This window comes from Paracoccus sp. SSJ (genome assembly GCF_030234105.1).
Classification (GTDB): domain Bacteria; phylum Pseudomonadota; class Alphaproteobacteria; order Rhodobacterales; family Rhodobacteraceae; genus Paracoccus; species Paracoccus denitrificans.
Window position 1 is genome coordinate 84177 of the sequence record NZ_JASSPE010000014.1, and the last position, 20049, is coordinate 104225.

The window sequence follows — 20049 nt, forward strand, 5'->3', positions numbered from 1 at the left end:
CCCCTAGTGGCTGGCTTGGGCCGTGGCGACGGGTGCCGCCGGCTGGCTCTGGTTGTAGTCTTGCACGAGTGCTGCGACCGCCGGGCCGGTCACGTCGGTGACGAGCCGCGGATAGACGCCCAGGATCAGCGTCACGGCGATCAGCGGGATGAACACCCAGCGTTCGCGCGGGGTCATGTCGGTGATCGACTTGAGGCTTTCCTTGATGAGCTGGCCCAGCGTCACCCGGCGATACAGCCAGAGCGCATAGGCCGCCGACAGGATCACCCCCGAGGTCGCGACCAGCGCCACCCAGGTATCGACGCGGAAGACCCCCATCAGCGTCAGGAACTCGCCCACGAAACCCGAGGTGCCCGGCAGGCCCACGTTCGCCATGGTGAAGAACATGAACACCGCCGCATAGGCCGGCATCCGGTTCACCAACCCGCCATAGGCGTCGATCTCGCGCGTGTGCATGCGGTCGTAGATCACGCCGACGCACAGGAACAGCGCGCCCGAGATAAAGCCGTGCGACAGCATCTGGAAGATCGCGCCGTCGACGCCGATCTGGTTCGCGGCAAAGACGCCCATGGTCACGTAGCCCATATGGGCGACCGAGGAATAGGCGATGACCTTCTTCATGTCCGACTGCGCCAGCGCCACCAGCGAAGTGTAGACGATGGCGATGGCCGACAGCCAGAAGACATAGGGCTGGGCCACGCCGCTGGCGACCGGGAACATCGGCAGCGAGAAGCGCAGGAAGCCGTAGCCGCCCATCTTCAGCAGCACCGCGGCCAGCAGGACCGAGCCGGCGGTCGGCGCCTGGACGTGCGCGTCGGGCAGCCAGGTATGGACCGGCCACATCGGCATCTTGACCGCGAAGCTGGCAAAGAAGGCCAGGAACAGCAGCATCTGCATGCCGCCGACCACGGTCATGCCCAAGAGGCGGAAGTTCTCGGACGGGAAGTCGAAGGTCAGCAGCGTCGGGATGTCGGTGGTGCCCGCCATGCGATACATGGCGATCATCGCCACCAGCATCAGCACCGAGCCGAGGAAGGTGTAGAGGAAGAACTTGAAGGACGCATAGATGCGGTCCTTGCCGCCCCAGATGCCGATGATCAGGAACATCGGGATCAGCCCCGCCTCGAAGAACAGGTAGAACAGCACCAGATCGAGCGCGGTGAAGACGCCGATCATCAGCCCTTCCAGCACCAGGAAGGCGATCATGTATTCCTTGACCTTGTCCTGAACCTGCCAGGTCGAAAGGATGGTCAGCGGCATCATGAAGGTGGTCAGCAGCACGAACAGCACCGAGATGCCGTCCACGCCCATCTTGTAGCGCAGCCCCATGATCCAGGCGTGATCCTCGACGAACTGGAAGCCGGTGTTCGCCGGGTCGAAGCGGAACAGCACGAAAAGCGAGATCACGAAGGTCGCCGTGGTGGTCAGCAGCGCCAGCCATTTGGCGTTGCGCGCCGCGGCCTCGTCCTGGCCGCGCAGGAACAGCGCCATGATGATGGCGGCGACGATCGGCAGGAAGGTGATGATGGAAAGAAGGTTCGTCATGTCAGTGCGCGCCCCGCATCATCACCCAGATCAGCAAGCCCACGATGCCCAGAACCATCGCGAAGGCGTAGTGGAACAGATAGCCCGATTGCACCCGGACCGCCGCGCGGGTCAGCCGCGGGATCAATCCCATGGCCACTCCGTTGATGGTGCCGTCGATGACGGCGCCGTCGCCGCCCTTCCACAGCACGCGGCCAAGCCATTTCGCCGGGCGGACGAAGATGAACTCGTAGATCTCGTCGAAATACCATTTGTTGAGCAGGAACCGATACAGCGCCGGCTGCTGCGCCGCCAGCCGCCGCGGCAGCGACGGGTTGGCGATGTAGAATGTCCAGGCGGTGATCAGCCCCAGCACCATGGCGACGAAGGGCGAGACCTTCACCCAGGCCGGCGCATGATGCGCCTCGTCCATGATGTGGTTGTCGGGATGCATGTAGATCGCACCGCCGACCGGCGCGGCGATCTCGGCATGTTCGGCCTCGGCGGCCGCTTCGCCCTCGGCGGTCGCGGTATCGGCGACGGCGTGCTCCACCGGAGCCTCGGCGGTCGCGTGCTCTGCTTCTTCGCCCTCGGCCGCTTCGTGATGCGCGCCGGCGATGTGGAAATATTCCGTGACCTTGTGATGGTCGCCGAAGAAGGGACCATACCAGACCATGCCGGCAAAGACCGCGCCGATGGCCAGCACGCCCAGCGGGATCGTCATCACCGGCGGGCTTTCATGCGCATGATCATAGGCGTGATGGTCGCCGCGCGGCTTGCCGTAGAAGGTCAGGAAGATCAGCCGCCAGCTGTAGAAGCTGGTGAAACAGGCCGCGATGACCAGCAGCCAGAAGGCATAGCCGCTGCCCGCATAGGCGCTTTCGATGATCGCGTCCTTGGACAGGAAACCGGCAAAGCCCAAGTGGGTCAGCGGAATGCCGACGCCGGTGATGGCGAAGGTGCCGATCATCATCGCCCAGAAGGTCAGCGGGATCTTCTTCCGCAGCCCGCCATAGTTCCGCATGTCCTGTTCATGGTGCATGGCATGGATCACCGAGCCGGCGCCCAGGAACAGCATGGCCTTGAAGAAAGCGTGCGTCAGCAGGTGGAACATGGCCGCCGAATAGACGCCGACACCCGCCGCCACGAACATGTAGCCCAACTGCGAACAGGTCGAATAGGCGATGACGCGCTTGATGTCGTTCTGCACCAGGCCGACGGTCGCGGCGAAGAAGGCGGTGGTGGCGCCGATGATGACGATGAAGTTCTTGGCATCCGGCGCGAATTCGTAAAGCGGCGACATGCGGCAGACCAGGAACACGCCGGCCGTCACCATGGTCGCGGCATGGATCAGCGCCGAAACCGGGGTCGGGCCTTCCATCGCGTCCGGCAGCCAGGTGTGCAGCAAGAGCTGCGCCGACTTGCCCATGGCGCCGACGAACAGCAGGAAACCCAGCAGGTTCGCGGCGTTCCAGTCGCGCCACAGGAAATGCATCTCGGTCTGCGCAAGCTGCGGCACCTGGCGGAAGATCTCGTCGAACTGGACCGAGCCGGTCAGCCAGTAGATGCCGAAGATACCCAGCAGGAAGCCGAAGTCGCCGACCCGGTTGACGATGAACGCCTTCATCGCCGCGGCATTGGCGCTGGCCTTCTTGTAGTAGAATCCGATCAGCAGGTAGGAGGCGACGCCCACGCCCTCCCAGCCGAAGAACATCTGCAACAGGTTGTCCGCCGTCACCAGCATCAGCATGGCGAAGGTGAAGAACGAGAGATAGGCGAAGAAGCGCGCCTTGTAGTGCTCGTCATGCGTCCAGTTGTCGTCATGGGCCATGTAGCCCAGCGAATACATGTGCACGAGCGCCGAAACGGTGGTCACGACGATCAGCATGATCGCGGTCAGCCGGTCCAGCCGGATCGCCCATTCGGCATGGAAATCGCCGGTCACGACCCAGTCGAGCACCGGGATATGCCGCGGCACGCCGTCGAAGGACAGAAACAGGTACCAGCTGATCAGGCAGCTGAGGAACAGCACGCCCGTGGTCAGGTATTGCGCTGCCTTCTCGCCGATCGCCCGCCAGCCCAGCCCGGCGATCAGCGACGCGATGAGCGGCGCAAAGAGGACGAATTTTTCCATGGCCGCTTATCCCTTCATCACGTTGACGTCTTCCACCGCGATGGTGCCGCGGTTGCGGAAGAAGACCACCAGGATCGCCAGGCCGATGGCGGCCTCGGCGGCGGCGACGGTCAGCACGAACATGGTGAAGACCTGCCCGGCCAGATCGCCCAGATGGGTCGAGAAGGCGACGAAGTTGATGTTCACCGCCAGCAGCATCAGTTCGATCGACATCAGGATGACGATGACGTTCTTTCGGTTCACGAAGATCCCGAAAATGCCGGTGACGAACAATATCGCCCCCACAACAAGATAATGAGTCAATCCGATCATCGTCCTGGTCCCTCCGGGTCGTTCACCCGTTGAAATATCCGTTTGCTACTAGGACCGCCGTGACGATCCCGATGGCTATCGCGGTCCAGCCTGCCGCGTTCAAAGCCCCTGCCCCGGCTTCACGTCCTTCAATTCCATCGTCTTGGCCGGGTCGCGCCACATCTGTTCCAGCACGTTCTGGCGCTTGACGTCCTTGCGGTGGCGCATGGTCAGCACGATCGCCCCGATCATCGCCACCAGCAGCACCAGGCCGGCAAGCTGGAACATCAGCACATAGCGGTCGTAAAGCACGAGGCCGAGGCCCAGGGTGTTCTCGACCGCCGCATCCACCGGAGCGGCGCGCAGGCTTTCGGCCTGGTCCGAGGGCGTCCAGCCCGAAAAGGCGATGCCCAGCTGCGCCAGCAGCACGACGCCGATCACCAGCGCCAGCGGCAGGTAGCGCGCCAGTTCGCCCTTCAGCTCGGCGAAATCCACGTCCAGCATCATGACGACGAACAGGAACAGCACCGCCACAGCGCCGACATAGACCACGACCAGCAGCATGGCGACGAACTCCGCGCCTTGCAGCACGAACAGCCCCGCCGCGGACAGGAAGGCCAGGATCAGCCACAGCACCGAATGCACCGGGTTGCGGCCGATCACGACCATGAACCCGGCGACGCAGGCGCTGATCGCGAACAGGTAGAAAGCGAAGGTCATCATTCCTCGTCCTCCTCGGCATAGACGCTCTGGGCGATTTCCAGCGCCTTCTGCATCGCGGGCAGCCCGCCGAACATGCTCATCTGAAAGATCGTCTCGGCGATCTCGCGTTTGGTGGCGCCGGCCGCCAGCGCCTGACGGACGGTCATGCGCAACTGCGGCTCGGCCAGCGCGCCCTGAACGGTGATCGCGCCGATGGTGAGAAGCAGGCGCGTCTTGGCGTCCAGCCCCTCGCGGTTGAAGGTCTTGCCGAACCACATTTCCAGCATGTCGGCAGGAATGGTCGGCACCAGCTTTTCCATGGCGCGCATGTCGAAATGCTCGAGCGCCGGGTTGAAGGCGCGCGCCATCTCCTGGCCGGATTGCAGCATCTGCTGGAACAGCTTCTGGAAGGCATCGGTCATGGACTTGTTCCTTCCGCTTCGAAAACCTCGATGGCGGCGTTCAGCGCGTTGATCGCCGCCGGCATCCCGCCATAGAGGTGCATCTGGAAGATCGCCTCGCAGATTTCCCGCGCGCTCGCGCCCGCGCGCAGGGCCGAGGCCACGTTCACCTTGAGCTGCGGCCGGGTCTGCCCGCCCATCGCCGCCAATGCGCCGACGGTGACCAGCAGCCGGGTCTTCAGATCCAGCCCCTCGCGCGCATAGACCTCGCCCATCCCGTGACCCACGACCGTTTCGGCCACCGCATCGGGCAGCCAACGGCCATAGCGGTCGCGCAGGGCCACCTCCATCCCCGGATTGAGATGCTCGGCCAAGGCGCGGCCGCGCTGATATGCGGCGTCAGCGGTCATCTGTAGGGCGCATCCAGTTGCAGGTTGCGGGCGATCTCGGCCTCCCAGCGTTCGCCGTTCGCAAGCAGCTTTTGCTTGTCGTAGAACAGCTCCTCGCGGGTTTCGGTCGCATATTCGAAGTTCGGACCCTCGACGATGGCATCGACCGGGCAGGCTTCCTGGCAGAAACCGCAATAGATGCATTTCGTCATGTCGATGTCGTAGCGCGTGGTCCGGCGCGAGCCGTCCTCGCGCGGTTCGGCGTCGATGGTGATGGCCTGGGCCGGGCAAACCGCCTCGCACAGCTTGCAGGCGATGCAGCGTTCCTCGCCGTTGGGATAGCGGCGCAGTGCGTGTTCGCCCCGGAAGCGCGGCGACAGCGGGCCCTTTTCATGCGGGTAGTTCAGCGTCGGCTTGGGCGACACGAAATAGCGCATCCCCAGGCCGAAACCCTTGATGAAATCCCACATCAGGAAATATTTGGTCGCACGGGCGAAATCGAAGGCCATCAGAAACGCTCCCCTTCCCTGGGGGCCGCGAAACGGTCGAACGCGGCGACATAATCCCGAATGCGGGCGCCGTCCTGCGCTTGTTCCGCACTGTCCAGATTGTTGGCGAGGAAATGCGCCAGCTCCACCTTGTCGGTCTCACTGGCTTTGGCAAATGCCTCGGCTAGCTTGTTGGAATACATGGCTTATCCTCCGACCGCAAAGCGGGCCCAGAAGCCGCCCAGGATTTCGTAGCGGGCCAGGATCGCCACCAGCACCACCCAGCCCAGCGACAGGGGCAGGAACACCTTCCAGCCGATGCGCATCAGCTGGTCGTAGCGGTAGCGCGGCACGATCGCCTTGACCATGGCGAACATGTAGAACCAGAACCACATCTTGATGACCATCCACCACCAGCCGTCGGCGATGAACGGCACCGGCGACAGCCAGCCGCCGAAGAACAGCAGCGACAGGAGCGCGCACATCAGATACATGGCGATATATTCGCCCGCCATGAACAGCAGGTAGGGCGTGGACGAATATTCGGTCATGAAGCCCGCGACCAGTTCGGACTCGGCCTCGACCAGGTCGAAGGGCGGGCGGTTGCACTCGGCGAGCGCCGAGACGAAGAACAGCACCACCATCGGCAGGTGCGGCAGCCAATACCAGTTCAGCAACCCGTAATCGCCGCGCTGCGCCTCGACGATGGCGGTCAGGTTCATCGAGCCGGTCGAGATGATGATCCCGATGATGATCAGCCCCAGCGACACCTCGTAGGAGATCATCTGCGCCGCCGACCGCAACGAGGCGAGGAACGGATATTTCGAGTTCGAGGCCCAGCCGCCCATGATGACGCCGTAGACCTCGAGAGAGGAGGCGGCAAAGATGAACAGGATGCCCACGTTGATGTTCGCCATCACCCAGCCTTCGTCGAAGGGGATGACCACAAAGGCGAACAGCGCCAGCATCATCGACAGGAAGGGCGCCAGGAAATAGACGAACTTGTCCGCGCCGGCCGGAATGACGATTTCCTTGACGATGTATTTCAGCGCGTCGGCGAAGGTCTGCAACAAGCCCCAGGGGCCGACCACGTTCGGGCCGCGGCGCATCTGCACCGCCGCCCAGATCTTGCGGTCGCCATAGACCATGAAGATCAGCGAACCCATGACGAAGGCGATGACCGCCAGACCCTGCAAGAGCATGCTGAGCGCGAAACCGTAGGGCGAGGCCCAGAATTCAGCCATGATCTTTCGTCCCTCTCATCACGCCGCGGGAATGCCGCGTGCCTTGCATTCCTGCAAGGTCTGTTTCGTTGTCATCACCGTCAGGCCCATCGGTTTTTTCTCGGAAAGCGTGAATACCGAACCGACGACCATCTTGCCGTTGCGCTTGTCCCGGAGCGTGCGGATGTGCCGGGCGTAGGACGCCCCTTTCGCATCGGCCCAGCTGGCCAGCGCGCATGTGGCATAGGCGAAGGCGGTGTCGGCGTCCACCCCGCCGCGCAGGTTTGCCGTAACTTCCACCAGGCTGTCCGCCCCCTTGCGCGAACTGGCAAGCGCGGCGACCTGCGCGCCCTGGAAATCCTGGGGATCGGCCTCGAAACTCACGGGCAGGTTCAGCCGCAACGGGCGGGAACGGGCCGAGAATGCGGCCAGCGCCTTTTCCTGCGCCGTGGGCTCGCGCTTGCGCACCGGGGCCATGTTTGGCAGGCCGGACAGGTCCAGCTCCAGATTCGCGTTCAGAGCCATCAGTTCGGCCTCGGTCACCGCGAAGGCGTCGCGGCCCTCGGGGCTGTCCAGCGCCATCTCGCTGACCGAACCGTCGGGTTCGAGAATCAGGATCTCGCCGGATTTGGTCGAGATCCGGCCCCTGGTCAGCGTCTTCTTGTCCGGCGCGCCTGCGTCACTTTGCAGCACCGCCACGCCCAGTTCGGCCGGCTTGGGCCGCGGGCGCGCATCCTTGGTCTCGGCACAGCCGGCCAGCAGGGCCAGGGCGCCGATACCGCTCAGAAGGGCAAGGCGGGGCCGCATCCCCGTCACTCCGCCGCCAACGGCGCCGGGGCCTTGCGGGCCGCGGCCATCGCCGAAAGCTCACCCATCAGCGGCGAGGAGCGCGCAATGGGGTTGGTCAGGTAGAAATCCCTGATCGCGTAGCGGAAGCTCGCCTGCCCCAAATCGAACCGGCCGAGCGGTTGCCATTCGTTCTGCGGCAGCTGGTCGATCTGCGCCAGATGCGGCACGGCCTCGACCAGCTTGCGGCGCAGGCCGGCAAGGCTGTCCCAAGGCTGGGTCGCACCCAGTTCGGCCGAAAGGGCACGCAGGATCGCCCAGTTTTCCTTGCCTTCGCCCGGCGCGAAATTGGCGCGCATGGCCAGTTGCGGCCGGCCTTCGGTATTCACGAACAGGCCGCTTTCCTCGGTATAGCAGGCGCCGGGCAGGATGATGTCGGCGCGATGCGCCCCGCGGTCGCCATGGCTGCCCTGATAGATGACGAAAGGCCCCTGATCGATGTCGACCTCGTCCGCACCGAGGTTGTAGACCACCTCGGCCCCGTCGATGGCGGCCAGCAGCCCGCCCTCGGTCACGGCGCCGACATCCATGGCGCCGACGCGGCCGGCGGCGGTGTGCAGGATCAGCAGCCCGGAATTCGAGTTCTCGGCCAGCTTCATGGCATGGGCCAGCACCGCCTCGCCATCCGCCTCGCGGATCGCGCCCTGGCCGACGATCACGATGCTCGGCCTGGCCTTGGTCTCGTCGCTGATCTCGCGCGAGGACAGGCTTTCCAGCGCCGCGCGGTCGGTGCCGACATGAGCATAGTCATAGGTCAGATCGACCGGCTCGCCGACCAGCCCGACCTTGGCGCCCTTGCTCCAGGCCTTGCGGATGCGGGCGTTCAGCACCGGCGCCTCGTCGCGCGGGTTGGTGCCGATCAGCTGGATCATCTCGGCATTGTCGATGTCCTCGATCCGCGCCGTGCCGACATAGGCCGAGCGGTTGCCTGCCGGCAGCCGCGCGCCGTCCACGCGGCATTCGACCTTGCCGCCCAGCCCCTCGACCAGTTGCTTGAGACTGAAGGCGGCTTCGGCCGGGACCAGATCGCCGATCAGACCGGCAATCTTCTTGCCCTTCATCGCGCGGGCGGCGGCCTCAAGCGCCTCGGGCCAGCTGGCCGGGCGCAACCGGCCGTTCTCGCGGATATAGGGCCGGTCGAGGCGCTGGCGGCGCAACCCGTCCCAGACGAAGCGGGTCTTGTCGGAAATCCATTCCTCGTTCACGCCGTCATGGTTGCGCGGCAGGATGCGCATCACCTCGCGGCCCTTGGTGTCGATACGGATGCTCGACCCCAGCGCATCCATCACGTCGATGGATTCGGTCTTGGTCAGTTCCCAGGGCCGCGCGGTGAAGGCATAGGGCTTGCTGACCAGCGCACCGACCGGGCAGAGGTCGATGATGTTGCCCTGCATGTTCGATTCCAGCGTCTGGTTCAGATAGCTGGTGATCTCGCTGTCTTCGCCGCGGCCGGTCTGGCCCATCTGGGTGATGCCCGCCACCTCGGTCGTGAAGCGCACGCAGCGCGTGCAGGAGATGCAGCGGGTCATGTGCGTCTCGACCAGCGGGCCGAGGTTCAGATCCTCGGTGGCGCGCTTGGGCTCGCGGTAGCGGCTGAAATCGACGCCGTAGGCCATGGCCTGGTCCTGCAGGTCGCATTCGCCGCCCTGGTCGCAGATCGGGCAGTCCAGGGGATGGTTGATGAGCAGGAACTCCATCACCCCCTCGCGCGCCTTCTTGACCATGGGCGAGTTGGTGCGGATCTCCGAGGGCGCGCCCTCGGGACCGGGGCGCAGGTCCTTGACCTGCATGGCGCAGGACGCGGCGGGCTTGGGCGGGCCGCCCACCACCTCGACCAGGCACATGCGGCAGTTGCCGGCGATCGACAGCCGCTCATGATAGCAGAAACGCGGCACCTCGATCCCGGCCATCTCGCAGGCCTGGATCAGGGTCATGTTGGGATCGACCTCGATAATCGTGTCGTCGATCTTGATCTTGCGAAGATCTGCCATCTTGTCTTCCCTTATCCCTCGCGCCCGGAGATCGAGCCGGAACGATCTCCGGCAGGTTTCGCGCGATGTAAATGCTGGCCGAAGGCTGGCCCGGTTTTCTGTGGCGCTGTCGGTTCCATCCGCCCCGTCGTCATGGCTGCGGCTCCTGCACGGAAACGGTCGCGCGGGCGGCGTCCTGCCCTGGCCGCGACGCGCGCTCGCCGGCAAAGCCGTCTGCGGCGATCATCGCCGCCGCTGCCGCCGCCATCAGGGCAATACCGATCCGGTTCATCCACGTCTTCATTTCGCCACCAACAAGCTGCCGATTACGGTGTTCCGCGCGATCTCCTGCCGGCCGATGCGGCAAAAGCTCTCGGGTTCCGCGGCCTTGGCGCCCTGACGGGTCAGGTAATCCTCGGCCACGGCATAGATGCGCTGCTTGTCCGGCCTGCTGTCCAGGAAAGCGTCGATCTCGGCGCGGGAATAGCCCTTGCTCTCGGCATAGCGCTTGAGCTTGCGCGCCTCGCCATAGGCATAGAGGATGCGGCCGTCGATGCTGGGACAGGTGCGGCGGATGCGATCGGCGATGCGCGCCGCGATCAGCCGGTCGTTGATGTATTTCTCCTGAGACAGCGGCTCCAGCGCGGCGGCAGGCGTCGCCAGCGTCGCGGCGATCAGCGCGGCAGGAATGAGTTTCATGGCAGATGCCTCCTTCATGGGATGGACCTGGTCCATAACACGGAGGCGCCGCCGGGGTTCGACACCAAGGGGTGAGCGCCGCGTGATCCGGCCCGGCCGGCGCGCGCGCAGGCGCGGGCTTTCCCCCCAAGGGGTCAGCCATGCCGGAATCAGGGGGCCGGTTGCCATCGCCGTTTACTCCGCCGCCATCGCGCCCATGCGGCCGGTGCGCTTGGCCTTGATGCGGTCCTCGATCTCTTCGCGGAAATTGCGGATCAGGCCCTGGATCGGCCAGGCCGCCGCATCGCCCAAGGCGCAGATGGTATGGCCCTCGACCTGCTTGGTCACGTCGAAGAGCATGTCGATTTCCTCGACCTCGGCATCGCCGCGCACCAGGCGCTCCATCACCCGCATCATCCAGCCGGTGCCTTCGCGGCAGGGGGTGCACTGGCCGCAGCTTTCGTGCTTGAAGAACTTGGACAGCCGCCAGATCGCCTTCACCACGTCGGTCGACTGGTCCATGACGATCATGCAGGCGGTGCCGAAGGACGAGCGCAGTTCGCGCATGCCGTCATAGTCCATGATGGCGTTTTCGCATTGCTCGGCGGTCAGCACCGGGCAGGAAGCGCCGCCGGGGATCACCGCCTTGAGGTTCTTCCAGCCGCCGCGGATGCCGCCGCCATGCTTTTCGATCAACTCGCGCATGGGGATCGACATGGCTTCTTCGACCACGCAGGGGGTGTTGACATGGCCGGTCAGGCCGAACAACTTCACGCCCGCATTGTTCGGCCGGCCGAAGCTGGCGAACCACTCGGCGCCGCGGCGCAGGATGGTCGGCACCACAGCGATCGATTCGACGTTGTTCACCGTGGTCGGGCAGCCGTAAAGGCCCGCGCCCGCCGGGAAGGGCGGCTTCATGCGCGGCATGCCCTTCTTGCCTTCCAGCGATTCCAGCAGCGCGGTTTCCTCGCCGCAGATATAGGCGCCGGCGCCGTGATGCAGGTATAGGTCGAAATCCCAGCCCGAACCGGCGGCATTGCGGCCCAGAAGGCCCGCGTCGTAGCATTCGTCGATGGCGGCCTGCAGCGCCTCGCGCTCGCGGATGAACTCGCCGCGGATATAGATATAGGCGGCATGGGCGCCCATGGCGAAGCTGGCAATCAGCGCGCCCTCGATCAGCGTGTGCGGATCGTGGCGCATGATCTCGCGGTCCTTGCAGGTCGCGGGCTCGGATTCGTCGGCATTGATGACCAGGTAAGAGGGGCGGCCGTCCGATTCCTTGGGCATGAAGGACCATTTCATGCCGGTCGGGAAGCCGGCGCCGCCACGGCCGCGCAGGCCCGAGGCCTTCATCTCGTCGATGATCTTGTCGCGCCCGCGCTGGATGATCGCGGCGGTGCCGTCCCAATGGCCGCGCTTTTTCGCGCCGGCCAGGCTGCGGTCGCCCATGCCGTAAAGGTTCGTAAAGATCCGGTCCTGATCGTTCAGCATCGTCTTATCCTTGTCCCTGCGAGGACGCCTTGCGCCGCCGCCAGATCCGAAAGGTCACCAAAAGCGACCAGATCAAGGCCCCAATCGCCGCCAGATCGGCGAGAAAGGCATATTTCGCGGGCCAATCCTGCTGGCCCCCCAGCCATTGCACCCCCAGCCACAGCGCCATGGTGACGGCGATCACCACCGCCACCAGACGCATCTGCCGGGCATCCGCCGCAGCGGTCCCACCCGCCTGCGACGCCGCATGTCCTGCCGGGCGGGCCATCAGCCGACCTCGCCCTTGTCGACGCGGCGGGAATGGCCGGTCTCGCCCCCCGCCGCCAACAATTTCGCCTGGCCGACCCAGTCGTCGGCCTCGATCCGCCCGCCCATCCGGCCCAGCCGCTGCGCGAAATCGTCAACGGTGGCGGGGTCCCATGCGGCGATCTGGTCATAGCGCGTCACGCCCTGCGCGTTCAGCCAGTCCGAGATCTTGGGGCCGATGCCCTTGATCCGCTTCAGATCGTCGGCGCCCGGCGCGACCTTGGCCGCAGCGGCAGGCTTGGGTTCGGGCCGGTGCTCGACAAGCGGCTCTGCCGGCATCGCCCCGGCGACGATGGGCATCTGCGCCTCCGAGGTGAAGGGCTCGGGCCCCAGCGAGCCGCCGACCAGCAGGGTCTCGGGCTGGCGGTCCACGGCGGCGCGCTGCCAGTCGGTGCCGGTCAGGCCGGCGCTCTCCTCGAACAGTTCGGGCCGTTCATGGCAGACCAGCCAGACCATCAGCGCCCCGAACAGCACGAAGGTCACGACGCCCAGGAACAGCCCGGCCAGCCAATGCAGATCGCCGATGCCGGCGGTGAACAACAGCACCACCACCCCGGCGATTGCCGCCGAGATCCAGCAGTTCCTGTTGCACTCTGCCCGTTCCATCGCGACCCGCCTGCTCCCTTTCGATTAGACGCCGTTCTGCGTGGCAAGCCAAGGCGTCGTGATCGGCACCTCGGTGCCGTCGATGCGCTTGATCGAGTCGCCCAGCCGCAGGGCGCGCGCCACGCTGGCGTTATGCGCCTCGCCGCCCTTCAGATCGGCCAGCGCCGTCGGGCCGCCCAGGGCCTCGGCAGAGAACCGGCCGTTCTGCGGACCCGGCACCGGAACCTCGCCCGCCGCAAAGCGGTCGATCAGCGCCGCGAGCTTCTCGACCGTCAGATCCTCGTAGAAATCCTTGCCGATCTGGGCCATGGGCGCGTTGGTGCAGGCGCCAAGGCATTCGACCTCTTCCCAGCTGAACCGACCGTCCGCCGACAGCGCATGCGGCTCGGGCGCGATCTTTTCCTTGCAGACCCGGATCAGATCCTCGGCGCCGCAGATCATGCAGGTCGTGGTGCCGCAGATCTGGATATGCGCGACCGAGCCGACCGGCTGAAGCTGGAACATGAAATAGAAGGTCGCGACTTCCAGCGCCCGGATATAGGGCATGCCCAGAAGGTCGGCACAATATTCGATGGCGGGGCGGCTCAGCCAGCCCTCTTGTTCCTGCGCGCGCCACAGGACCGGGATGATCGCCGATTGCTGGCGGCCTTCCGGGTATTTGGTCATCTGGGCACGGGCCCATTCGAGGTTGGCGGGCGTGAACTCGAAGGAGTCCGGCTGGATGGGGGACAGACGGCGCAGCATCAGCGGTCAACCTCTCCGAAAACGATGTCGAGCGTGGCGATGATCGCCGGAACGTCGGCCAGCATGTGGCCGCGCGACATCCAGTCGATCGACTGGAGATGCGCAAAACCCGGCGCCCGCAGCTTGGCACGCCAGGGCTTGTTGGTGCCGTCGGCGACCAGATAGACGCCGAACTCGCCCTTGGGCGCCTCGACGGCGGCATAGACCTCGCCCGCCGGAACCTTGAAGCCTTCGGTGTAAAGCTTGAAGTGGTGGATCAGGCTTTCCATATCGCGCTTCATCTCGGCGCGCCTGGGCGGGGTCAGCTTGCCGCGGGCCAGCACGTCGCCCGCCGGCTCGGCGCGCAGCTTCTGCACCGCCTGCTGCATGATCTTGCAGGATTCGCGCATCTCGGCCATGCGGCACAGATAGCGGTCGTAGCAGTCGCCGTTCCTGCCCACCGGGATCTGGAAGTCGAATTCGTCATAGCATTCATAGGGCTGCGAACGGCGCAGGTCCCAAGCCAGGCCCGAGCCGCGCACCATCACGCCGGTATAGCCCCAGTCCAGCGCGTCGGCCTCGGTCACGATGCCGATATCGACCAGGCGCTGCTTGAAGATGCGGTTTTCCGTCAGGAGCGTGTCGAGGTCGTCGACCAGCTTCGGGAAGCGCTCGCACCATTCCTCGATGTCGTCCAGGAGGTCGGGCGGCAGGTCCTGATGCACCCCGCCCGGGCGGAAATAGGCGGCATGCAGCCGCGCCCCGCAAGCGCGCTCGTAAAAGATCATCAGTTCTTCGCGCGCTTCGAACCCCCAGAGCGGCGGGGTCAGCGCGCCCACGTCCATGGCGCCCGTGGTGACGCCCATCAGGTGGTTCAGGATGCGGCCGATCTCGGAATAGAGCACCCGGATCAGGCTGGCACGGCGCGGGATCACCGTGCCGGTCAGCCGCTCGATGGCCAGGCACCAGGCATGTTCCTGGTTCATCGGCGCCACATAGTCCAGCCGGTCCAGATAGGGCAGGTTCTGCAGATAGGTGCGGCTTTCCATCAGCTTCTCGGTGCCGCGGTGCAGCAGGCCGATATGCGGATCGGCGCGCTCGACGATCTCGCCGTCCAGCTCCAGCACCATGCGCAGCACGCCATGGGCGGCCGGGTGCTGCGGGCCGAAGTTGATGTTGAAGTTGCGAATGCTCTGCTCGCCGGTCAGGGCGTCCATCGAGCCGTCGTCATAGCTGTTCTTGCGGATGTCGCCGTCCATGGTCAGCCCTCAAATCCGATGCGGGACGCACAGCCCGTGCTGCGCGGCTGCGGTCACTTCTTCGCCTCCGGCGCCTTCTCGTCGCCCGGAAGCACGTATTTCGCGCCCTCCCAGGGGGACAGGAAGTCGAACTGGCGGTATTCCTGAACCAGGTTCACCGGCTCGTAGACCACGCGCTTCTCGATGTCGCTCCAGCGCACCTCGACATAGCCTGTGGTCGGGAAATCCTTGCGCAGCGGGTGGCCGCGGAAACCGTAATCGGTCAGGATGCGGCGCAGGTCCGAATGGCCCGAGAACAGGATACCGAACAGGTCGAAGACCTCGCGCTCATACCAGTTGGCGCCGGGGAATACGCCGATCAGGCTGGGAACCAGTTCGTCCTCGCGCACCTGGACCTTAACCCGGATGCGCTGGTTCTGATACATCGACAGCAGGTGATAGACCACGTCGAAACGCGCAGGCCGTGCCGGGTTGTCCACGGCGGTAATGTCGATCAGCGTGGAAAAGCGGCAGTTCGGATCGTTGCGCAGGAATTCGATCAGGCCGATCACGCCCGACAGCGTGGCATTGACCGTCAGCTCGCCGAAGGCGACTTGGGTCGAGATCACGTCGTTCTCGCGGCGGAGCGCGATATGCTCGGCCAGTTCCAGCAGGGCTTCGTCAGAGAGGGCTTCGGACATGGCTCACCTCACCAGCGTGCCGGTGCGCCGGATGCGGCGCTGAAGTTGCAGGATGCCGTAGAGCAGCGCCTCGGCGGTCGGCGGGCAGCCCGGGACATAGATGTCCACCGGCACGATGCGGTCGCAGCCGCGCACCACCGAATAGGAATAATGATAGTAGCCGCCGCCATTGGCGCAGCTGCCCATCGAGATGACATAGCGCGGCTCGGGCATCTGGTCATAGACCTTGCGCAGCGCCGGGGCCATCTTGTTGGTCAGCGTGCCCGCGACGATCATCAGGTCCGACTGCCGCGGCGAGGCGCGCGGCGCGGTCCCGAAGCGTTCCAGGTCATAGCGCGGCATCGAGGTCTGCATCATCTCGACCGCGCAGCAGGCCAGGCCGAAGGTCATCCAGTGCAGCGAACCGTTGCGCGCCCAGTTGATGATGTCCTCGGTCGTGGTCAGCAGGAAGCCCTTGTCCTGCAACTCTCGGTTCAGCTCGGCCGTGGCGAGGTCACGGTCGGCGCCTGCGGTGTTCAGGCCGGTCATCACGCCCATTCCAGCGCCCCCTTCTTCCATTCATAGGCAAAGCCCACGGTCAGAACGGCCAGGAACACCACCATGCCCCAGAAGGCGACGTCCGACAGGCTGGCAAAGCTGACCGCCCAGGGGAACAGGAAAGCGACTTCGAGGTCGAAGATGATGAACAGGATCGACACCAGATAGAAGCGCACGTCGAACTTCATCCGCGCGTCGTCGAAGGCGTTGAAGCCGCATTCATAGGCGCTGACCTTTTCCGGGTCCGGGTTGCGCACGGCGATGACCGCGGCGGCCAGAATCAGCACGATGGCAAGCGCCGAGGCCATTCCCAGAAAAACCAGGATCGGCAGGTATTCTTGCAGCAGGTATTCCACTGGGTTGGGCTCCCTTTCGCTCGCAGGAACCCGACTGGCGCCCCGCGATGGGTTTGGCTAAGGTCCGTTTATCCCCGGTCGCGGATATGGTCAACGGTGCCACCCCGCGTCAGACCGGCTTTGCAGCCGCTGCGACACGAGAAAACCGCAGGTCACGGCACGGGATTTTCAAGGTATTTTACTCGGCTTCCCGGCCGATTCGACCCAGATGCGTGTCGCGAAAGCCCGAGGGCGATTTCAGCCCGTAACCCAGCATCCGGTCAAAGCCGACATGCGCCAGCCAAAGCCCGCCGCCGGCGATCAGCCCGGTCGATCCCAGCGCCACGCCCAGCACCGTCAGCAGGAAAGCCGGCGCATAGAGATGGCCCAGGTTGTAAAGTGCCGCACCGATGCGCGGGCCGGCCAGATAGCCAGCCATCGTCAGGTCGGGCGCAAGCAGGATCGCCAGCCAGATCGCAGCGCCCCAGCCCGGCGCCGCCAGCGCGGCCACGGCGAGCCCGCCAAGCGCCAGCCCGGCGCCCTCGATCCGCTGCCAGGCGATCGTGCTCATTCCGCAGCGCGGCTGCGCGCCGCGTCGAGCATGGGCGCCAGATAGCGGCCGGTATGGCTTTCCGGCACCTCGGCCACCTGCTCGGGCGTGCCGGTGGCGACGATGCGGCCGCCGCCGTCGCCCCCCTCGGGGCCGATGTCGATGATCCAGTCGGCGGTCTTGATGACGTCCAGATTATGTTCGATCACCACCACCGTATTGCCCTGGTCGACCAGGGAATGCAGCACTTCCAACAGCTTGCGCACATCCTCGAAATGCAGCCCGGTCGTCGGTTCGTCCAGGATATACAGCGTCTTGCCGGTGGCGCGGCGCGACAGTTCCTTGGAAAGCTTCACCCGCTGCGCCTCGCCGCCCGACAACGTCGTGGCCTGCTGGCCGACCTTGATATAGCCCAGCCCAACCTCGACCAGCGCATCCATCTTTTCGCGGATCGAGGGCACCGCCTTGAAGAATTCCTGCGCATCCTCGACCGTCATGTCCAGCACGTCGGCGATGGACTTGCCCTTGAAGGTCACCTCCAGCGTCTCGCGGTTGTAGCGTTTGCCCTTGCAGGTCTCGCAGGTGACATAGACGTCGGGCAGGAAATGCATCTCGATCTTGATGACGCCGTCGCCCTGGCAGGCCTCGCAGCGGCCGCCCTTGACGTTGAAGCTGAAGCGGCCGGGCTTGTAGCCGCGCGCCTTGGCCTCGGGCAGGCCGGCGAACCAGTCGCGGATGGGGGTGAAGGCGCCGGTATAGGTCGCCGGATTCGAGCGCGGCGTGCGGCCGATGGGGCGCTGGTCGATGTCGATCACCTTGTCCAGCAATTCCAGCCCCCTGATCGTCTCGCAGGGTGCAGGCGTCTGGCGTGCGCCATTAAGTCGCAGGCTGGCGGTTTTGAACAGCGTCTCGATGGTCAGGGTCGATTTGCCGCCGCCCGAGACGCCGGTGACGCAGACGAACTTGCCCAGGGGAAACTCGGCCGTGACGTTCTTGAGGTTGTTGCCGGTGGCGCCGACCACCTTGACCGCCTTGCCATTGCCCTTGCGGCGTTCCGGCGGCACGGCGATCTCGCGCGCGCCCGAAAGATACTGTCCGGTCAGGCTGCAGGGATCGGCGGCGATTTCGGCCGGCGTGCCCCGGGCCACGACCTGCCCGCCATGCACCCCCGCACCCGGGCCGATGTCGAAGACATAGTCCGCATGGCGAATCGCATCCTCGTCATGTTCGACCACCAGCACGGAATTGCCCTGGTCGCGCAGCCCCTTGAGCGTCGAGAGCAGCCGGTCGTTGTCACGCTGGTGCAGCCCGATCGAGGGCTCGTCCAGCACGTAAAGCACGCCGGTCAGCCCCGAGCCGATCTGGCTGGCCAGCCGGATACGCTGGCTTTCGCCGCCCGAAAGCGTGCCCGCCGCGCGGGAAAGCGTCAGGTAATCCAGCCCGACATTGACCAGGAAGCCCAGCCTTTCGCGGATTTCCTTGAGGATGGCGGCGGCGATCTCGTTCTTCTGCTTGGTCAGGTGCCGGGGCGCCGCCTCGATCCAGGCCAGCGCCTCGCGGATCGACAATTCGGTGACATTGCCGATATGGCTGCCGGCGATCCTGACCGCCAGCGCCTCGGGCTTCAGCCGATAGCCGTTGCAGGCGCCGCAGGGGCGGTTGTTCTGGTATTTCTCGAATTCCTCGCGCACCCAGGCCGAGTCGCTTTCGCGCAGCCGCCGCTCCATGTTCGGGATCACGCCCTCGAACTGGCGGGTGACCTCGTAGACGCGGCCGGCATCGTCGAAGCGGAACGGGATCTCGTCCTCGCCCGAGCCGCGCAGGAACATTTCGCGCACCGATTCCGGCAAATCCTTCCACGGCGTCTTCTTGTCGAAGCCATAGAACCTGGCCAGCGCGTTGACGGTCTGGGTCAGATAGGCCGATTTCGACTTGGCCCAGGGCGCGATGGCCCCCTGCGCCACCGACAGCGCCGAATCGGGCACCACCAGGCGGTCGTCGAAGAACAGCTCGACCCCCAGCCCGTCGCAGACCGGGCAGGCACCGAAGGGCGCGTTGAACGAAAACAGCCGCGGCTCGATTTCGGGGATGGTGAAGCCGCTGACCGGACAGGCGAAATTCTCGCTGAAGGTGATGCGCTCGGGCTCGGCCGCGCCATTTTCCTCGCCAGCCCCGCCCGCGGCGGTTTCCAGCAACGCGATGCCGTCGGCCAGGTCCAGCGCGGTGCGGAAGCTGTCGGCCAGCCGCGTCTCCATGCCCTCGCGCACGACGATGCGGTCGACCACCACGTCGATATTGTGGCGGAACTTCTTGTCCAGGGTCGGCGGCTCGTCCAGTTCGTAGAACTGGCCGTTCACCTTGACGCGCTGGAAGCCCTGCTTCCTCAGCTCAAGGAATTCCTTCTTGTATTCGCCCTTGCGGTCCCGGACGATGGGCGCCAGCAGGTAGGCGCGCGTGCCCTCGGGCATTTCCATCACCCGGTCCACCATGTCCTGCACCTGCTGCGCCTCGATGGGCAGGCCGGTCGCCGGCGAATAGGGCGTGCCGGCGCGGGCGAACAACAGCCGCAGGTAATCGTAGATCTCGGTCACCGTGCCGACGGTCGAGCGCGGGTTCTTCGAGGTGGTCTTCTGCTCGATGGAGATCGCCGGCGACAGGCCCGAGATATGGTCCACGTCCGGCTTGCCCATCATGTCGAGGAACTGCCGGGCATAGGCGGACAGGCTTTCGACATAGCGCCTCTGCCCTTCGGCATAGATGGTGTCGAAGGCCAGAGAGGACTTGCCCGAGCCCGACAGGCCGGTGATCACCACCAGCTTGTCGCGCGGAATGTCCATGTCCACGTTTTTCAGATTGTGCTCGCGCGCGCCGCGAACCTCGATGAACTTCTGTTCCATCGCGCCAGTCCTGATTCCG

23 protein-coding genes are annotated in these 20049 nt (G+C 65.2%); all 23 read right to left on the reverse strand.

Annotated elements, in window-relative coordinates; all coding sequences use genetic code 11:
* Window positions 1-3: 3 nt before the first annotated feature.
* A complete protein-coding gene (locus QPR87_RS15555) occupies window positions 4-1545 on the reverse strand; it encodes an NADH-quinone oxidoreductase subunit M (protein ID WP_285050184.1) in 1542 nt (513 codons plus the stop codon).
* Window position 1546: 1 nt separating this feature from the next.
* Window positions 1547-3658 carry an NADH-quinone oxidoreductase subunit L gene (nuoL, locus tag QPR87_RS15560; RefSeq protein WP_104491737.1) on the reverse strand — a complete coding sequence of 704 codons (2112 nt, stop codon included), beginning with the start codon at window positions 3656-3658 and terminating at the stop codon, window positions 1547-1549.
* 6 nt (window positions 3659-3664) lie between these two features.
* Window positions 3665-3970: an NADH-quinone oxidoreductase subunit NuoK gene (gene nuoK, locus QPR87_RS15565; RefSeq protein ID WP_010392916.1), complete on the reverse strand. Its 306-nt coding sequence runs from the start codon at window positions 3968-3970 to the stop codon at window positions 3665-3667.
* A gap of 99 nt (window positions 3971-4069) precedes the next feature.
* Entirely contained in the window at window positions 4070-4672 is a 603-nt protein-coding gene (locus tag QPR87_RS15570) for an NADH-quinone oxidoreductase subunit J (protein ID WP_041529947.1), read from the reverse strand.
* Window positions 4669-5073 carry a carboxymuconolactone decarboxylase family protein gene (locus QPR87_RS15575; RefSeq protein ID WP_011748522.1) on the reverse strand — a complete coding sequence of 135 codons (405 nt, stop codon included), beginning with the start codon at window positions 5071-5073 and terminating at the stop codon, window positions 4669-4671. Before QPR87_RS15575 ends, QPR87_RS15570 begins: the two co-directional genes overlap by 4 nt.
* Window positions 5070-5462: a carboxymuconolactone decarboxylase family protein gene (locus QPR87_RS15580; protein ID WP_011748523.1), complete on the reverse strand. Its 393-nt coding sequence runs from the start codon at window positions 5460-5462 to the stop codon at window positions 5070-5072. Before QPR87_RS15580 ends, QPR87_RS15575 begins: the two co-directional genes overlap by 4 nt.
* Window positions 5459-5950 (reverse strand): NADH-quinone oxidoreductase subunit NuoI, encoded by a 492-nt coding sequence (nuoI, locus tag QPR87_RS15585; protein ID WP_011748524.1) that lies wholly within the window; start codon window positions 5948-5950, stop codon window positions 5459-5461. Before nuoI ends, QPR87_RS15580 begins: the two co-directional genes overlap by 4 nt.
* On the reverse strand, window positions 5950-6132 hold the full coding sequence (locus QPR87_RS15590; RefSeq protein ID WP_041529948.1) for a hypothetical protein: 183 nt from the start codon (window positions 6130-6132) through the stop codon (window positions 5950-5952). Before QPR87_RS15590 ends, nuoI begins: the two co-directional genes overlap by 1 nt.
* 3 nt (window positions 6133-6135) lie before the next feature.
* Window positions 6136-7173: an NADH-quinone oxidoreductase subunit NuoH gene (gene nuoH / locus QPR87_RS15595; protein WP_011748525.1), complete on the reverse strand. Its 1038-nt coding sequence runs from the start codon at window positions 7171-7173 to the stop codon at window positions 6136-6138.
* A gap of 18 nt (window positions 7174-7191) precedes the next feature.
* Window positions 7192-7959, reverse strand: a complete 768-nt coding sequence (locus QPR87_RS15600) for a YNQ4 family lipoprotein (protein WP_011748526.1) — start codon at window positions 7957-7959, stop codon at window positions 7192-7194.
* 5 nt (window positions 7960-7964) lie between these two features.
* Entirely contained in the window at window positions 7965-9989 is a 2025-nt protein-coding gene (gene nuoG, locus QPR87_RS15605) for an NADH-quinone oxidoreductase subunit NuoG (protein WP_285050193.1), read from the reverse strand.
* A 130-nt stretch (window positions 9990-10119) separates the two neighbouring features.
* A complete protein-coding gene (locus QPR87_RS15610) occupies window positions 10120-10260 on the reverse strand; it encodes a hypothetical protein (protein ID WP_157137436.1) in 141 nt (46 codons plus the stop codon).
* Window positions 10261-10268: 8 nt separating this feature from the next.
* Window positions 10269-10667 carry a DUF5333 domain-containing protein gene (locus QPR87_RS15615; RefSeq protein ID WP_041530248.1) on the reverse strand — a complete coding sequence of 133 codons (399 nt, stop codon included), beginning with the start codon at window positions 10665-10667 and terminating at the stop codon, window positions 10269-10271.
* Window positions 10668-10841: 174 nt separating this feature from the next.
* Complete coding sequence (gene nuoF, locus QPR87_RS15620) at window positions 10842-12137, reverse strand: NADH-quinone oxidoreductase subunit NuoF (protein ID WP_011748529.1); 1296 nt, start codon at window positions 12135-12137, stop codon at window positions 10842-10844.
* A gap of 4 nt (window positions 12138-12141) precedes the next feature.
* Entirely contained in the window at window positions 12142-12405 is a 264-nt protein-coding gene (locus tag QPR87_RS15625) for a DUF5337 domain-containing protein (RefSeq protein WP_104491733.1), read from the reverse strand.
* The gene (locus tag QPR87_RS15630) at window positions 12405-13049 is read right to left on the reverse strand and encodes a helix-hairpin-helix domain-containing protein (RefSeq protein WP_230999330.1); all 645 of its coding nucleotides are present in this window, start codon (window positions 13047-13049) and stop codon (window positions 12405-12407) included. Before QPR87_RS15630 ends, QPR87_RS15625 begins: the two co-directional genes overlap by 1 nt.
* Window positions 13050-13073: 24 nt before the next feature.
* Window positions 13074-13793, reverse strand: a complete 720-nt coding sequence (gene nuoE / locus QPR87_RS15635; protein ID WP_011748532.1) for an NADH-quinone oxidoreductase subunit NuoE — start codon at window positions 13791-13793, stop codon at window positions 13074-13076.
* Complete coding sequence (locus QPR87_RS15640) at window positions 13793-15031, reverse strand: NADH-quinone oxidoreductase subunit D (protein WP_011748533.1); 1239 nt, start codon at window positions 15029-15031, stop codon at window positions 13793-13795. The genes nuoE and QPR87_RS15640 overlap by 1 nt, the downstream gene beginning before the upstream one ends.
* Window positions 15032-15084: 53 nt before the next feature.
* Entirely contained in the window at window positions 15085-15711 is a 627-nt protein-coding gene (locus QPR87_RS15645; RefSeq protein ID WP_011748534.1) for an NADH-quinone oxidoreductase subunit C, read from the reverse strand.
* A 3-nt stretch (window positions 15712-15714) separates the two neighbouring features.
* A complete protein-coding gene (locus tag QPR87_RS15650) occupies window positions 15715-16248 on the reverse strand; it encodes a NuoB/complex I 20 kDa subunit family protein (RefSeq protein ID WP_041529949.1) in 534 nt (177 codons plus the stop codon).
* Window positions 16239-16604 (reverse strand): NADH-quinone oxidoreductase subunit A, encoded by a 366-nt coding sequence (locus QPR87_RS15655; protein ID WP_285050201.1) that lies wholly within the window; start codon window positions 16602-16604, stop codon window positions 16239-16241. Before QPR87_RS15655 ends, QPR87_RS15650 begins: the two co-directional genes overlap by 10 nt.
* 178 nt (window positions 16605-16782) lie before the next feature.
* The gene (locus tag QPR87_RS15660; protein ID WP_104491729.1) at window positions 16783-17154 is read right to left on the reverse strand and encodes a DUF4260 domain-containing protein; all 372 of its coding nucleotides are present in this window, start codon (window positions 17152-17154) and stop codon (window positions 16783-16785) included.
* On the reverse strand, window positions 17151-20030 hold the full coding sequence (gene uvrA, locus QPR87_RS15665) for an excinuclease ABC subunit UvrA (protein WP_011748538.1): 2880 nt from the start codon (window positions 20028-20030) through the stop codon (window positions 17151-17153). The genes QPR87_RS15660 and uvrA overlap by 4 nt, the downstream gene beginning before the upstream one ends.
* Window positions 20031-20049 lie beyond the last annotated feature (19 nt).

Bases quoted from the DNA above. Each gene is read 5' to 3' on its own strand.
- QPR87_RS15555 (WP_285050184.1), bottom strand. From the start codon at position 1,545: ATGACGAACCTTCTTTCCATCATCACCTTCCTGCCGATCGTCGCCGCC.
- QPR87_RS15640 (WP_011748533.1), bottom strand. From the start codon at position 15,031: ATGGACGGCGACATCCGCAAGAACAGCTATGACGACGGCTCGATGGAC.
- nuoG (WP_285050193.1), bottom strand. From the start codon at position 9,989: ATGGCAGATCTTCGCAAGATCAAGATCGACGACACGATTATCGAGGTC.
- QPR87_RS15660 (WP_104491729.1), bottom strand. From the start codon at position 17,154: ATGAGCACGATCGCCTGGCAGCGGATCGAGGGCGCCGGGCTGGCGCTT.
- nuoL (WP_104491737.1), bottom strand. From the start codon at position 3,658: ATGGAAAAATTCGTCCTCTTTGCGCCGCTCATCGCGTCGCTGATCGCC.
- nuoH (WP_011748525.1), bottom strand. From the start codon at position 7,173: ATGGCTGAATTCTGGGCCTCGCCCTACGGTTTCGCGCTCAGCATGCTC.
- nuoK (WP_010392916.1), bottom strand. From the start codon at position 3,970: ATGATCGGATTGACTCATTATCTTGTTGTGGGGGCGATATTGTTCGTC.
- nuoI (WP_011748524.1), bottom strand. From the start codon at position 5,950: ATGGCCTTCGATTTCGCCCGTGCGACCAAATATTTCCTGATGTGGGAT.
- QPR87_RS15575 (WP_011748522.1), bottom strand. From the start codon at position 5,073: ATGACCGATGCCTTCCAGAAGCTGTTCCAGCAGATGCTGCAATCCGGC.
- nuoE (WP_011748532.1), bottom strand. From the start codon at position 13,793: ATGCTGCGCCGTCTGTCCCCCATCCAGCCGGACTCCTTCGAGTTCACG.
- QPR87_RS15630 (WP_230999330.1), bottom strand. From the start codon at position 13,049: ATGGAACGGGCAGAGTGCAACAGGAACTGCTGGATCTCGGCGGCAATC.
- QPR87_RS15600 (WP_011748526.1), bottom strand. From the start codon at position 7,959: ATGCGGCCCCGCCTTGCCCTTCTGAGCGGTATCGGCGCCCTGGCCCTG.
- QPR87_RS15590 (WP_041529948.1), bottom strand. From the start codon at position 6,132: ATGTATTCCAACAAGCTAGCCGAGGCATTTGCCAAAGCCAGTGAGACC.
- QPR87_RS15615 (WP_041530248.1), bottom strand. From the start codon at position 10,667: ATGAAACTCATTCCTGCCGCGCTGATCGCCGCGACGCTGGCGACGCCT.
- QPR87_RS15625 (WP_104491733.1), bottom strand. From the start codon at position 12,405: ATGGCCCGCCCGGCAGGACATGCGGCGTCGCAGGCGGGTGGGACCGCT.
- uvrA (WP_011748538.1), bottom strand. From the start codon at position 20,030: ATGGAACAGAAGTTCATCGAGGTTCGCGGCGCGCGCGAGCACAATCTG.
- QPR87_RS15650 (WP_041529949.1), bottom strand. From the start codon at position 16,248: ATGGGCGTGATGACCGGCCTGAACACCGCAGGCGCCGACCGTGACCTC.
- QPR87_RS15610 (WP_157137436.1), bottom strand. From the start codon at position 10,260: ATGAACCGGATCGGTATTGCCCTGATGGCGGCGGCAGCGGCGGCGATG.
- nuoF (WP_011748529.1), bottom strand. From the start codon at position 12,137: ATGCTGAACGATCAGGACCGGATCTTTACGAACCTTTACGGCATGGGC.
- QPR87_RS15645 (WP_011748534.1), bottom strand. From the start codon at position 15,711: ATGTCCGAAGCCCTCTCTGACGAAGCCCTGCTGGAACTGGCCGAGCAT.
- QPR87_RS15570 (WP_041529947.1), bottom strand. From the start codon at position 4,672: ATGATGACCTTCGCTTTCTACCTGTTCGCGATCAGCGCCTGCGTCGCC.
- QPR87_RS15580 (WP_011748523.1), bottom strand. From the start codon at position 5,462: ATGACCGCTGACGCCGCATATCAGCGCGGCCGCGCCTTGGCCGAGCAT.